General features: G+C 50.0%; 15 protein-coding genes and 1 pseudogene. 11 read left to right on the top strand and 5 right to left on the bottom strand.

What is annotated here, in order from left to right; genetic code table 11:
• Positions 1-206 precede the first annotated feature (206 nt).
• The 6 genes and pseudogenes from lsrA (at position 207) to lsrG (ending at position 6,293) form a co-directional block, all read left to right on the top strand.
• Positions 207-1,754 (top strand): autoinducer 2 ABC transporter ATP-binding protein LsrA, encoded by a 1,548-nt coding sequence (gene lsrA, locus PCO85_03520; GenBank protein ID WJV54536.1) that lies wholly within the window; start codon positions 207-209, stop codon positions 1,752-1,754.
• Positions 1,748-2,825, top strand: a pseudogene (lsrC, locus tag PCO85_03515) (autoinducer 2 ABC transporter permease LsrC). The gene lsrA and the pseudogene lsrC overlap by 7 nt, the downstream one beginning before the upstream one ends.
• Before the next feature lie 64 nt (positions 2,826-2,889).
• The gene (gene lsrD, locus PCO85_03510; protein ID WJV54535.1) at positions 2,890-3,891 is read left to right on the top strand and encodes an autoinducer 2 ABC transporter permease LsrD; all 1,002 of its coding nucleotides are present in this window, start codon (positions 2,890-2,892) and stop codon (positions 3,889-3,891) included.
• A gap of 67 nt (positions 3,892-3,958) precedes the next feature.
• On the top strand, positions 3,959-4,978 hold the full coding sequence (gene lsrB / locus PCO85_03505) for an autoinducer 2 ABC transporter substrate-binding protein LsrB (protein ID WJV54534.1): 1,020 nt from the start codon (positions 3,959-3,961) through the stop codon (positions 4,976-4,978).
• Positions 4,979-5,048: 70 nt separating this feature from the next.
• A complete protein-coding gene (gene lsrF / locus PCO85_03500) occupies positions 5,049-5,924 on the top strand; it encodes a 3-hydroxy-5-phosphonooxypentane-2,4-dione thiolase (protein WJV54533.1) in 876 nt (291 codons plus the stop codon).
• A gap of 78 nt (positions 5,925-6,002) precedes the next feature.
• Entirely contained in the window at positions 6,003-6,293 is a 291-nt protein-coding gene (gene lsrG, locus PCO85_03495; GenBank protein ID WJV54532.1) for a (4S)-4-hydroxy-5-phosphonooxypentane-2,3-dione isomerase, read from the top strand.
• A 316-nt stretch (positions 6,294-6,609) separates the two neighbouring features.
• Here the strand turns inward: lsrG and PCO85_03490 are convergent, their stop codons facing one another.
• The 3 genes from PCO85_03490 to vapB all read right to left on the bottom strand — a co-directional run bounded on the left by PCO85_03490 (position 6,610) and on the right by vapB (position 8,090).
• Positions 6,610-6,927: a hypothetical protein gene (locus PCO85_03490; protein WJV54531.1), complete on the bottom strand. Its 318-nt coding sequence runs from the start codon at positions 6,925-6,927 to the stop codon at positions 6,610-6,612.
• A 519-nt stretch (positions 6,928-7,446) separates the two neighbouring features.
• Positions 7,447-7,863, bottom strand: coding sequence for a type II toxin-antitoxin system VapC family toxin (locus PCO85_03485; GenBank protein WJV54530.1), 417 nt, complete (start codon positions 7,861-7,863; stop codon positions 7,447-7,449).
• Positions 7,860-8,090, bottom strand: coding sequence for a type II toxin-antitoxin system VapB family antitoxin (vapB, locus tag PCO85_03480; protein WJV54529.1), 231 nt, complete (start codon positions 8,088-8,090; stop codon positions 7,860-7,862). The genes PCO85_03485 and vapB overlap by 4 nt, the downstream gene beginning before the upstream one ends.
• Positions 8,091-8,435: 345 nt before the next feature.
• Here vapB and PCO85_03475 point away from each other — a divergent pair, with 345 nt between their 5' ends.
• Positions 8,436-8,732 carry a hypothetical protein gene (locus PCO85_03475; protein WJV54528.1) on the top strand — a complete coding sequence of 99 codons (297 nt, stop codon included), beginning with the start codon at positions 8,436-8,438 and terminating at the stop codon, positions 8,730-8,732.
• 153 nt (positions 8,733-8,885) lie between these two features.
• Positions 8,886-9,206, top strand: coding sequence for a GIY-YIG nuclease family protein (locus PCO85_03470; GenBank protein ID WJV54527.1), 321 nt, complete (start codon positions 8,886-8,888; stop codon positions 9,204-9,206).
• Here PCO85_03470 and PCO85_03465 read toward each other — a convergent pair.
• Both PCO85_03465 and PCO85_03460 read right to left on the bottom strand, forming a co-directional pair.
• Positions 9,193-9,696, bottom strand: a complete 504-nt coding sequence (locus PCO85_03465) for an N-acetyltransferase (GenBank protein ID WJV54526.1) — start codon at positions 9,694-9,696, stop codon at positions 9,193-9,195. The two genes, PCO85_03470 and PCO85_03465, sit on opposite strands and share 14 nt — an antisense overlap.
• Entirely contained in the window at positions 9,690-10,214 is a 525-nt protein-coding gene (locus tag PCO85_03460; protein WJV54525.1) for an SCP2 domain-containing protein, read from the bottom strand. Before PCO85_03460 ends, PCO85_03465 begins: the two co-directional genes overlap by 7 nt.
• Before the next feature lie 314 nt (positions 10,215-10,528).
• On the opposite strand from PCO85_03460, the gene PCO85_03455 reads away from it, so the two are divergent.
• From PCO85_03455 to PCO85_03445, 3 genes are all read left to right on the top strand, one after another.
• Positions 10,529-11,524 carry a peptidase U32 family protein gene (locus PCO85_03455; GenBank protein WJV54524.1) on the top strand — a complete coding sequence of 332 codons (996 nt, stop codon included), beginning with the start codon at positions 10,529-10,531 and terminating at the stop codon, positions 11,522-11,524.
• An 8-nt stretch (positions 11,525-11,532) separates the two neighbouring features.
• Positions 11,533-12,411, top strand: a complete 879-nt coding sequence (locus PCO85_03450; protein WJV54523.1) for a U32 family peptidase — start codon at positions 11,533-11,535, stop codon at positions 12,409-12,411.
• A gap of 138 nt (positions 12,412-12,549) precedes the next feature.
• Positions 12,550-13,572, top strand: coding sequence for a luciferase-like monooxygenase (locus PCO85_03445; protein WJV54522.1), 1,023 nt, complete (start codon positions 12,550-12,552; stop codon positions 13,570-13,572).
• The last annotated feature ends 40 nt before the right edge of the window (positions 13,573-13,612 follow it).

Raw genomic sequence — 13,612 nt, 5'->3', positions numbered from 1 at the left:
GACTGAAACTGTGCGTCATGGTCATATTCCACTGGATAGTCACGCTAACAGTTTACTCAACATATTTGAACACATTTTAATTTAAATATTTTTATTCACAAAAATGTGACATTGATTACGCCAATTAAGGGATTATCAAGCTATCTTTTTTTGAACATTTTTATTTTTAAATTATTTTTGTTCATTTCGATCACCAGGAGCCACTGATGCCATACACCGTCTCCCCTTCGCCACCGCTGCTCCAGGTTCGAGGTATCAGCAAGCAGTTTTCTGGCGTTGTGGTATTGAAAAGTATCGATTTCACTTTACGGTCTGGTCAGGTCCATGCACTGCTCGGGGGGAATGGTGCGGGTAAATCCACACTGATGAAAATCATTGCCGGAGTCTTACCGCCGGATAGTGGCATCATCGAGATTAATGGGCAGCCATGCTCCGACCTCACGCCGGCGAAAGCGCATCAGTTAGGTATTTATCTGGTTCCGCAAGAGCCGATGTTGTTTGCCAATCTTTCGGTGCAGGAAAATATCCTGTTCCGTTTGCCAAAACATCAAGCTGATAAAAAGAAAATGGCCCAGTTGCTGGAAAGTCTGGGTTGCCGTCTGGATCTGTCTGTCAGCGCCGGTTCGCTCAATGTTGCCGATCAACAGTTAGTGGAAATTATGCGCGGCCTGATGCGCGACTCGCGTATTTTAATCCTTGATGAACCAACCGCCTCATTAACGCCCGCCGAAGCCAATCGTTTATTCAGCCAGATCAAAATATTGCTGCAACAGGGCGTCGGTGTCGTCTTTATTTCTCATAAATTGCCTGAAATCCGCCAACTGGCTGACTGGGTCAGTGTCATGCGTGATGGCGGCATTGCGTTGAGCGGCGCCACCGCGGATTTTTCTACCGAAACCATTATTCAGGCCATTACGCCACAGAGTAAAAACGGGGCGTTAAGTGATACACAAAAATTATGGCTGGAGCTGCCGGGCAACCGCCGCACTCATCAACCAGTAATGCAAGTGGCAGACCTGAGTGGTGAAGGATTCATGCATATCTCCTTTGAAATCCGGGCCGGTGAAATTCTCGGATTAGCGGGCGTAGTTGGCGCAGGCAGAACGGAGCTGGCCGAGACATTATATGGCCTACGTCCTGCCAGCAGCGGCCGTATTACACTGGAAGACGTTGATATCACTACGATGAAAATCGTCGATCGCTTAACGACCGGGTTGGTTTATCTGCCTGAAGACCGTCAGGCTTCCGGTCTCTACCTTGATGCCCCGCTGAGCTGGAATGTGTGTTCCCTGACGCATGACCGTCAGGGAGTGTGGACCCATCCGGCACAGGAAGCCGCGACACTGGAGCGCTACCGCCGGGCACTCAACATTAAATTTAACCATCTCGAACAGCCTGTTCGAACCTTGTCCGGCGGTAATCAACAAAAATTGCTGATTGCCAAATGTCTGGAGGCTAATCCCCTGCTGTTGATCATCGATGAACCCACCCGTGGTGTGGATGTATCAGCCCGCAGTGATATCTATCAATTGATTCGCAGTATTGCCGCACAGCATGTGGCGATTATTTTTATCTCTTCGGATTTGGAAGAAGTGGTGCAGATGGCTGACCGCGTGCTGGTCATGCATCAAGGAGAAATCAGTGGCGCACTGAGCGGCGATGAAATGACCGTCGATACGATTATGCATATCGCCTTTGGTGAACAGCATACCGACACTCATCAACCGGCCGAAAATGAGGGTGTAGCATGTTGAAATTTATTCAGAATAACCGTGAAGGCACCGCATTGCTGGCTATCCTGGCCTTATTTGCGTTGCTGGCGGCCATCGACAGCAGCTATTTCAGTCTGCAAACCTTCACGATGATTTTCAGTAGTGCCCATATCCTGATTTTACTGGCGATCGGCGCCACGATGGTGATGTTGACTCGCAATATAGATGTCTCCGTCGGCTCTATCACCGGCTTATGTGCCGTTACCGTCGGTATGGCGCTCAATGCCGGTTTCAGTCTGGCGATCTCCTGCCTGTTGACCTTACTGGTGGGCATGGTGGCTGGCTGCTTTAACGGCATATTGGTGGCCTGGCTGCGCATCCCGGCGATTGTCGCCACACTGGGTACATTGGGACTATATCGTGGCCTGATGCTGCTGTTGACGGGCGGGAAATGGATTGAAGGGTTACCAGAGGATCTGAAAAGTCTATCAACGCCAATTCTGTTTTCCATCTCTCCCATTGGCTGGCTGATTATATTGCTTATTCTGGCCATGGCCTGGCTACTGGGTAAAACCGCTTTTGGCCGCAGTTTCTACGCAACGGGCGATAACTTACAAGGTGCCCGCCAACTGGGCATTCGGACTGACAGTATTCGTATTTTTGCTTTTTCCATGAATGGCGTAATGGCGGCATTGGCCGGAATAGTCTTTGCCTCACAAATTGGTTTTATCCCCAATCAAACCGGTAGCGGGCTGGAAATGAAAGCCATTGCCGCCTGCGTATTGGGCGGTATCAGTCTGCTGGGCGGAACCGGGACAATTATTGGCGCCATTCTTGGCGCCTATCTACTGACACAAATCGACAGCGTGCTGGTGCTGTTACGTCTACCTGCCTGGTGGAATGATTTTATTGCCGGACTGGTTCTGCTGGGTGTGCTGGTGTTTGACGGCCGCCTGCGTTGTGCTATCGAACGCAATATCCGCCAGCAGAAATATGCCCGATTCACCGCCAACACGAATGCTACCGATAAAAAAAATCCACCGACAGAACATCCGTCAAAACCAGGTAACCATAAGCCATCGAACAGTAAATCTTTCGGCAGCCGTCCCGTGAATGACAACCAATCCTTCAGTGATAGCAAGCCTTTTAACCACCAGATTAAAAAAGAGGTAGTGCGATGAGTATCTATCGACGTTACGGATGGGAACTGTCTCTGGGCGCACTGCTGGTGTTGGAGATATTGCTGTTCGGTTTCTCAAATCCGCGCATGTTGGACATCAATGTGTTGCTGTTCAGCACCAGCGATTTTATCTGCATCGGGATTGTGGCCCTGCCACTGACAATGGTGATTGTCAGTGGCGGCATTGATATCTCATTCGGCTCCACCATCGGATTATGCGCCATATTCCTTGGCGTGATGTTTAAGGCTGGCGTGCCGATGAGTATGGCGATCCCATTAACCCTGATCGTCGGCGCGCTATGCGGTTTAATTAATGCCGGATTGATTCTGTATACCGGTGTCAACCCGTTGGTTATTACACTCGGAACAATGTATCTGTTTGGTGGCAGCGCATTATTACTGTCCGGTTTTTCCGGCGCGACCGGTTATGAAGGTATTGGCGGTTTCCCGACTGCATTCACGGACTTCGCTAACCAAACACTGTTCGGCCTGCCAGTGCCACTGGTGATATTTATGGTGTGTGTGCTGCTGTTCTGGCTGCTGATGCACCGTACTCACAGTGGCCGCAACATTTTTCTTATCGGACAAAACAGCCGGGTAGCCCGTTACAGTGCGCTCCCCGTCGCCCGCACCTTATACCTGCTGTATGCCTTGACTGGCATGGCCTCCGCCATTGCCGCCGTCCTGCTGGTGTCTTACTTCGGCTCCGCACGCTCTGACCTGGGAGCCTCTTTTCTGATGCCAGCCATCACCGCCGTGGTGCTGGGCGGTGCCAACATCTACGGCGGTTCAGGCTCTATCCTCGGTACCGCACTGGCAATACTACTGGTCGGTTACTTACAACAGGGTTTGCAGATGATTGGCACGCCGAACCAGATATCCAGTGCGCTGTCCGGCGCACTACTGATTCTGGTAGTGGTCGGGCGTTCTATCAGTCTGCACAGACAGTTGATTAATGAATGGTGGCAACGCCGCCGCACCAGACGGTCGGTAATCTAATGACCTTTTTTCGTATTGAAATCGCCAACACCTCTACCCCTAACAAGACAGTGATTCGGAGATAGCAATGAAACCACAAAGATTAAAAAAGCTGGCACTGGTTTGTGCCCTCGGATTTGCCTGCATCACGACTGCACAGGCGACAGAACGCATCGCCTTTATCCCGAAGCTGGTCGGGGTGGGTTTCTTCACCAGTGGCGGGAACGGTGCTATCGCGGCCGGTAAGTCGCTAGGAGTGGATGTCACCTACGATGGGCCGACGGAACCCAGCGTATCCGGTCAGGTTCAATTGATCAATAACTTTGTTAATCAAGGTTATAACGCCATCGTGGTTTCAGCAGTATCACCCGATGGCTTATGCCCGGCACTAAAACGCGCCATGCAACGGGGCGTAAAAATTCTGACCTGGGATTCTGACACCAAGCCGGAATGCCGCTCCATTTATATTGATCAGGGAACACCTAATCAATTGGGGTCGATGCTGGTCGATATGGCCGCTCATCAGGTGAAGAAAGAGAAGGCGAAAGTGGCGTTCTTCTATTCCAGCCCGACAGTGACCGACCAGAATCAGTGGGTAAATGAAGCGAAGAAGAAAATTCAGCAAGAGCATCCCGGCTGGCAAGTGGTGACCACGCAGTTCGGCTATAACGACGCGACCAAATCGCTGCAAACCGCCGAGGGCATTTTAAAAGCCTACAGTGATTTGGATGCCATTATTGCCCCGGATGCGAACGCCCTGCCAGCGGCAGCACAGGCGGCAGAGAACCTGAAACGCACCAATGTGGCCATTGTCGGATTCAGTACCCCGAATGTGATGCGCCCCTATGTCGAGCGCGGTACGGTCAAGGAGTTCGGTCTGTGGGATGTGGTTGATCAAGGCAAAATCTCAGTCTATGTCGCCAATGAGATGCTGAAAAAAGGCACGCTGAATGTCGGGGACAAGATTGATATTCCGAATGTTGGCACCGTTGAAGTATCCGCGAACAGTATTCAGGGCTACACCTACGAGGCAAAAGGCAGCGGTATCGTCTTACTGCCACAGCGGGTCATTTTCACCAAAGACAATATCAATAAGTACGACTTTTAATCTCGGTAGCCCGCGGCTTCCGGTCGTGGGCTGAAATGATACCTTTCACCTCCGGTTGGAGTAATTCAAGATGGCTGATTTAGACGATATCAAAGACGGTAAAGATTTCGGTATTGGTGTACCACAGAAGAACCCTGAATTTGCGCTTAAAGGTTCAGGCTCACTGGATTGGGGCATGCAATCCCGTCTGGCACGCATTTTTAATCCCAAAACCAACCGTACTGTGATGCTGGCATTCGACCATGGCTATTTTCAAGGGCCGACCACCGGTCTGGAACGTATTGATATCAATATCGCGCCACTGTTTGAGTATGCCGACGTATTAATGTGCACCCGCGGCATTTTACGCAGCATTGTGCCAGCAGCAGCCAATCGCCCGGTCGTGTTGCGCGCCTCCGGCGCGAATTCAATTCTGACCGAGTTATCCAATGAAGCGGTTGCTGTCGCCACGGAAGATGCTTTACGTCTCAACGCCTGCGCGGCGGCCGCCCAGGTTTATATCGGTACAGAACACGAACACCAGTCGATTAAAAACATCATCCAACTGGTTGATCAGGGAATGCGTTATGGCATGCCAACCATGGCAGTGACTGGCGTAGGCAAAGATATGGCTCGCGATCAACGCTACTTCTCGCTGGCAACCCGTATTGCTGCCGAAATGGGGGCGCAGATCATCAAGACGTATTATGTCGACAGCGGATTTGAGCGCATTACCGCCGGTTGCCCAGTACCTATCGTGATTGCTGGCGGGAAAAAACTGCCAGAACGCGATGCATTGGAAATGTGTTATCAGGCCATTGATCAAGGTGCTTCCGGGGTTGATATGGGCCGCAATATTTTCCAGTCAGAAGCCCCGATTGCCATGTTGAAAGCTGTTCATGCCATTGTGCATGAAAATGAAAATGCAGAAGCGGCTTACCAACTGTTCTTACATGAAAAAGGTTAACCGGGAACACTAAAACAACCGGTTGGTAAAGCGTGACAGTCTGGCAGCTGATGGCACGCTAACTACAAGGAGAAAAGCATGCACGTTACCCTCGTCGAGATTAATGTGAAAGAAGACAAAATTGATCAATTCATGACTGTTTTTACTGCCAATCATCAAGGTTCTATTAAAGAAGCCGGCAATTTACGCTTTGACGTACTCAGGGATGAGCATATCCCATCCCGCTTTTATATCTATGAAGCGTATGTCGATGAACAGGCCGTCGCCGCCCATAAGCAAACGCCACACTACCTGAAATGTGTCGAGCAACTGGAGGAACTGATGACCGGCCCACGCAAGAAAACCGTATTTATCGGCCTGTTGCCTTAACACGGGCAGTAACGCCGGTTCGGCTCTCGCCACCATTCAGGGAAAGCGCTTATTCTCTAAGCCTTTCCCTGCCCAGTGGCTGACACGTTTTCTATGTCGGGGTAATCTCTCCACGGCCCAGCACATGTACTGTTGCACGTCAGCTTATGTCATTCATGGTCATATCAATGCTTTTTTGATGAACGCCAGGCTTCGATCGCATGCTGGATATGGTCTGAAATTACCAGACGGCTTTTCATTTACACACGTTGAACGGATCGGGAAACCGCCATAACGCTTATCATAACGTCCGCAGGCAAATGCAGGCTTTTTCTCTCTAATTCATAGCGTAACACTTAGACGTTGCCACGTTCTGATCGGAGCCGGTTCCCGCACCTTTGAGAATGCAAATGATATAGTGCTTGTTGCTTTTGATGGTAACAACCGGCCCATATTGACCAACATAAGAAGACACGACCTCTGCTCCTCTATTAAGCATTGTTTCCAGAGAAGAATTGACCGGCTCCAGCTTGGTCGGGAACTCCATTGCATTCCCAGGTACTTTCGCCCCGGTTACCGGCGGCCAGCCTGCCGCTGATACAGTAAAAGCACTCAAAAACAGCAGCAGATAAACGAACGTAAGTGACTTTTTCACAGATATTCTCCACTATATGATTCCACGCTGATAACCAAACCTTACTTCGAGATGATAGAAATCATCCCAACCATAGAAGATGGGTTTAAGAAATTCGAAGAAAAATCTCATATAGGCACTTAATTTCAATTTATCATCACATCAGTTACACGCCACTTCAGCATCTATTTGTCCTCGCCTCGATACCCCGGCCCCGATGTCACATCACGCGGAGAACTCTCGGCCCGGCTCATCGCCGCCTCTCGTGGCGGCCTGCGCCCAATAGATATTGACTGAATCGTCCGATTCGGGCCACCAGACTTATGCTAGTGTTGTGCTACACAGGGCAGCACCAAAGGTCGGCTTGTCATCATAAGTACCATCTGCACTGATTGAGTGGTTTATTCCCGCGGGCGCGGGGGAACATGCCTGTGACCTCCAACCTTTCTGGATCCATTCTGACCACTCACATCCTGAACCGCTTTAATGGAATATCAATTCAGGGTGACCACACAGCGTCACTAGCGACCCTGACTGATATTATTTCGCCCAGTCTTCCAGTGTTAGTGTAGGAACACGCTCAAACTCTCTCGTATTGTTTGTCACCAAAATAGCATCGGCCGCAATAGCATGGCCAGCAATGGCCGTGTCGTTTAGCCCGATCGGCGTGCCGGCAGCGGCCAGCGCCATTTTGATTTCTGTGGTGGCATCAACAGCAGCGCGATCCCAGGGAAGCACCGCATCAAGACGCTGACAGAACGCCTCGACCAGCTGTGTATGCCGCGGTGAAGCCTTCTTGCCGATAGCACCGAAGCGCATTTCCGCATAGGTGATAGCGGAAACCACAATGCGGTGTTTTCTCATAACGGCCTGCTGCAGGCGGTTAATGACCGTTTCTGGTTGCTCACGCATGATGAATGAGCAGATGTTGGTGTCCAGCATGTAGGTCTTGCTCATAACTCAAAACGTCCCTCATCGCTGACAATCTCTGGGCGATCCGCCATAAAGTCCGCGTCCGCCTTTTCTTCCTGCAGAAAAGTGCTCCAGCTAGGCTTTGCCGGTCGGAGGATAATCATGTCTCCCTCACGGATGATTTCCAGCTCATTGACGCCCACAAAATCAAGATCGCGGGGCAGACGGATAGCCCGGTTATTGCCGTTTTTAAACACTGATACAGTTCGCATGGTTTTTTCCTCATAGGCTGAGTCGGTACAGAGGGAATCCCTGCACATATCCTTAGTATATGCATATGCAGAGGATATGTATAGGTGTTATACATTTTTTGCCTTTTTAACGAACAGATCCGATTTATGCAGTTTCTGATTTTGAGCCCATTTTGTCTGTTTTTAAAAAAATCAAAAAATATGGTCTCATATACAGGGAGTTAACGAATTCTTCCTTTCTGCAATTTTCCAATTTAACTTCCTTTCTCTGATTAAGTATCATGGCTCGATTATGAAAACTTCCCATACAGAGAAAATCGGAACGGCATTTTTCGAGGTTCGTAATTACATATGGATATATTGATTATGAGTAATATAATAAAAAAGAAAATTAAACTTGGTCAGTTAGATGCGGGCCTTAGGTGTTTTGGTCACAAACGACTCTGGCTATGCAAAACGAGGGATCAGAATGGCCAGACGCTTTACGTAATTATTACCTACGATGAGCGGGAAGTCGCTTGGTGGAATGATGAAGAAGAGACTTGGATAATAACCATGGAGGCCAGCGTCATTATGACTAATCCTAAAAAGAGCACGCCAAACAATTACCAAGATGAACTAAATAAAGAATCTATCTTCACCTATTCAGTCAAAGGAATGTGAACTTGCCGGGTATCAGATAGCTATATAGGAAACAGGTATTGGCAGATTCTACATTCTGCCAATTTATACCAGGATTTTAGTTTATATCGTTGCTTCCCTCAGAAGTATAACGCCGTAGAATAAACACTCTTCTCTTTGCTGCGCTGGTTGAGCATGTTAAATCAGGTGATAACTGAAAATCCCGTACCGTGCTGGTCTCTCTATATGCTGCGTACCGCCAGCGGACTACTCTATACCGGTATTACTACCGATGTACCACGCCGTCTGACACAGCATCAAACCGGGAAAGGTGCCAAAGCGTTACGGGGAAAAGGTGAACTGGTGCTGGTTTATCAGTGTGTTGCAGGGAATCGATCTACCGCACTGAAATGGGAATATCGCATCAAACAGCTCAGCAAAGCGCAAAAAGAAAGGCTGGTACAAGACCAGCCCGAGACAGTAACCGCATTTCTTTCCGCATTCACAAATGGCTAAATGGCTCCGCATACTCCACCAAACCGCTGGTACCTTCAAAATGATTATCCGACAGCGGATAAACCTGAAACGATTTCTCTGTACCTGGCCAACGGCAACGTAACTGTTGTTCAATTGCCAGAACAAAGCCAAAACGGGCATAGTAAGCCGGGTTACCTAATACCACCACTGCGGTATAACCAAATTCGTTGAGTGCATCCAGCCCTTCATATACCAGTTGCTCCCCCAATCCCTGACACCGAAAGCGTTCATCTACTGCCAGCGGTGCCAACCCCACCCACTGCCGGTCTTCATTTTCAATCGTTACGGGACTGAACGCAGCATAGCCAATCACACCACCTTCATCATCAGTCGCTACAATGCCTAAGGTCAGTTGCCCATTTTCACGCAATTGACGCACCAACTCAGCCTCGGCACCAGTCGGAAATGCCTGCCGCAACAAACTGTCAATGCCGGGTGCATCGACCGGAATTTCAACCCGAACTAGCATGACGCCGATGCGTGTACCGTTGATTGATCCACGCCCTCCTGCAAGCCTGCTGCAATAAATTCAGCCAGTTGTAACAGTGTGACGCGCAACGGTGCCGGCATATTTTCCAGTTCAACAGCATCCATGAGGTTCTTCACATACAACCCCAGCTCAGTATCACCTTCAATACGCAGGCGACGCTGGAAAAACAGGGTATCTGGATCTTCCTTTCGGGCAGCGATCAGGATCAAATCATTGGCATCGGCACTAAAACAGACATCAGCCATTTCGTTATGACTCACCACCAGATGATTATCCCGTAGCGTCATAAACCAGTGTAAATCCACATCACGGACGTCTATTTTCAGCCAGCGGCCTTCCAGAAACGCCAGTTCACCATCCTCCAGCGCTTGCCGAAACTGCCACGTTAGCAGTTGTTCCAGTACCCGATGCTGCAAGGCAAAAGGCGTGAACTTCAGTGGTTTGCCCAATAACCTCGGCCCTTGACGCACAATTTGTGCCCGTAGTTTTTCCAACACTGGCGTACTCCTATAAAGCGATGCTGACCTACTTGATAATCTGCCATCATTCTGCCACATCACACAAATGCAGCAGAGGCCTATGTCAATAATTTAACCTGTTATCGTGGAAATCACGACACATAGACGACATCAATCTTGTTTTCATCGCACATATGCTGGTTTAAATCAAAGTCCGGTGCCAGCGGGTTAACTAATATTCTGTTTCGTTAAAAACATTCATTGACTGATAACAACCTTCATCAGTCCGCCAACGTTATTGATCGCATCTGGGGGAATCCGATCGGGGAACCTTGATGTGTGAAGGAATTTGTATGGAACTGCTTTGCCCCGCTGGCAATCTGCCAGCATTGAAAGCTGCTATCGATAATGGTGCAGACGCGGTCTACATCGGGCTGAAAGACGATACGAATGCCCGACATTTTGCTGGCCTCAACTTTACCGATAAAAAACTTCAGGAAGCCTGCGAGTATGTACGCCATCACCGACGCAAGCTACATATCGCCATTAACACCTTTGCTCATCCCGATGGGTATCAACGTTGGCAGCGAGCAGTAGATATGGCCGCGCAAACCGGTGCGGATGCATTGATTCTGGCCGACCTGGCGATGCTGGAATATGCGGCAGAACGCTATCCACACATTGAACGACACGTTTCCGTACAGGCATCAGCCACCAATGAAGAAGCCATCCGCTTTTATCAACGTCATTTCGACGTTTCTCGCGTGGTACTGCCGCGCGTGCTATCAATTCATCAAGTGAAGCAACTGGCACGTACCAGCCCGGTTCCGCTAGAAGTATTCGCTTTCGGTAGCCTGTGTATCATGGCCGAAGGACGCTGCTATTTGTCATCCTATCTGACCGGTGAGTCGCCCAATACCGTTGGTGCCTGCTCACCGGCACGTTTCGTGCGCTGGCAGCAAACCGATCACGGTATGGAATCCCGTCTCAATAACGTCTTGATTGACCGCTATCAGGATGATGAAAACGCCGGTTACCCTACCTTGTGTAAAGGTCGATATCTGGTGGATGGTCAGCGCTATCACGCGCTGGAAGAACCCACCAGCCTGAATACACTGGAACTGTTACCGGAACTGATGGCGTCCAATATTGCCTCGGTAAAAATTGAAGGCCGTCAGCGCAGCCCAGCTTATGTCAGCCAGATAACCCGCGTATGGCGAGAAGCGATTGATCGTTGTCAGGCTGCGCCGGAGAGTTTCGTACCGACGCAGGAATGGATGGATTCGCTGGGTGCGGTAGCCGAAGGGACACAAACCACTCTCGGTGCTTATCACCGTAAATGGCAGTAGGAGAAGATATGAAATACGCATTGGGACCCATTCTCTACTACTGGCCCAAAGCCGATATTGAGGCGTTCTATCAGGCAGCGATATCCAGCAGTGCGGATATTATCTACCTCGGCGAAACCGTGTGCAGTAAACGCCGTGGCATGAAAGTGAACGATTGGCTCGACCTGGCTCGTCAGGTTGCCACCTGTGGCAAACAGGTAGTGATTTCCACCCTGGCACTGTTACAGGCGCCTTCTGAACTGAACGAACTGAAGCGCTATGTCGAAAATGGTGATTTCTTGTTGGAAGCGAATGACCTTGGCGCAGTCAATATGGCGGCAGAGCATCAGTTGCCTTTTGTCGCTGGTCACGCACTGAACTGCTACAACGCCTATACCCTGCGACTGCTGCACAAACAGGGAATGGTACGCTGGTGCATGCCGGTAGAATTATCCCGTGACTGGCTGCAACATCTGTTGAATCAGTGTGATGAACTGGGATTCCGTCATCAGTTCGAAGTGGAAGTCCTGAGCTACGGTCATCTCCCACTGGCCTACTCCGCCCGCTGTTTCACTGCCCGATCGGAAAATCGCGCCAAAGACGAGTGCGAAACCTGCTGTATCAACTACCCGCAGGGCCGTGATGTATTATCGCAGGAAAACCAGCAGGTATTTGTGCTGAACGGTATCCAGACCCAAAGCGGTTACTGTTATAACCTTGGCAATGAGCTGACATCAATGCAAGGACTGGTGGATATCGTCCGCCTCTCACCACAAAGCACGGAAACGCTGACGATGTTGGATAAATTCCGCGCCAACGAACAAGGATTGCACCCACTCACGCTGGAAAACCAGGTGGAGTGCAACGGTTACTGGAAACGGGTAGCCGGGTTAGAATTGGTTCAATAATATCAATCACATTGCGGGGGATAGCCCTCTCCCGCACACTTCATCCTGCGTCATCTCCTGAATATTGAGTAATATTAATTACTCTCATTCATTGACTGATCGCTGTCAGGTCAGCACGTAATCAGGCGAGCCATGCTTATGCCATCACATACTGTTCCCTTTTCCGTTCTTGATTTGGCTCCCATTCCGCAGGGCGCTACACCACGCGATGCTTTCCATCATTCGCTGGATCTGGCTCAACACGTGGAACAATGGGGCTACCATCGCTATTGGCTGGCTGAACACCATAACATGACGGGGATCGCCAGCGCCGCCACCTCGGTATTGATTGGCTACCTTGCTGGTGGAACGCACCGTATCCGGCTCGGTTCCGGTGGCGTAATGCTGCCCAATCACTCGCCACTGGTGATTGCAGAACAGTTCGGCACGCTGGAATCCCTGTATCCCGGTCGTATCGATTTGGGGCTGGGACGGGCTCCCGGTACTGATCAGCGCACCATGCTGGCGTTGCGTCGTCACCTAAATGCCGAGATGGACGATTTTCCCCGTGACGTGCAGGAACTTCAGCGCTATTTCACCGCCACGCAACCCGATCAACCAGTACAGGCAGTTCCCGGCCAAGGATTAAATGTCCCCATCTGGTTGCTCGGTTCCAGTTTGTATAGCGCCCAACTAGCTGCCTCAATGGGATTACCTTTTGCATTCGCAGCGCATTTTGCACCCGATATGCTGTTGCAAGCTTTGCAAATCTATCGCAGCACTTTTCGTCCATCAGACCGTTTCCCCGAACCCTATGCGATGGTCTGCGTGAATGTGGTAGCCGCCAATAGCGATCGTGATGCCCGTTTCCTGTTTACGTCCATGCAGCAGCAGTTTATCAACCTGAGACGAGGTAACCCTGGCCCATTGCCTGCACCAGTAGAGGATATGTCCGCACTCTGGACAGCAGCCGAACAGTTTATGGTAGAGCAGACATTGCGGCTGTCGATAGTGGGAGATCGCAATAAAGTTCGTCATGGTTTGCAAACGTTGCTGAGGGAAACACAGGTCAATGAAATCATGATTAATGGCCAGATCTTTGATCATCAGGCTCGATTACATTCATTTGAAATGATCGCGGGATTGCGGGAAGAAGTCATTCAGGAAAACCAGATAAGCTGACAATAAAAAACCAGCCCGAAGGCTGGTTTCAATTCACTGC

Source organism: Prodigiosinella aquatilis (assembly GCA_030388725.1).
In the GTDB taxonomy this organism is placed as follows: Bacteria; Pseudomonadota; Gammaproteobacteria; order Enterobacterales; family Enterobacteriaceae; genus Prodigiosinella; species Prodigiosinella aquatilis.
The sequence above is the reverse complement of the archived record's forward strand: the minus strand, read 5'-3'. Positions and strand labels throughout refer to the sequence as shown.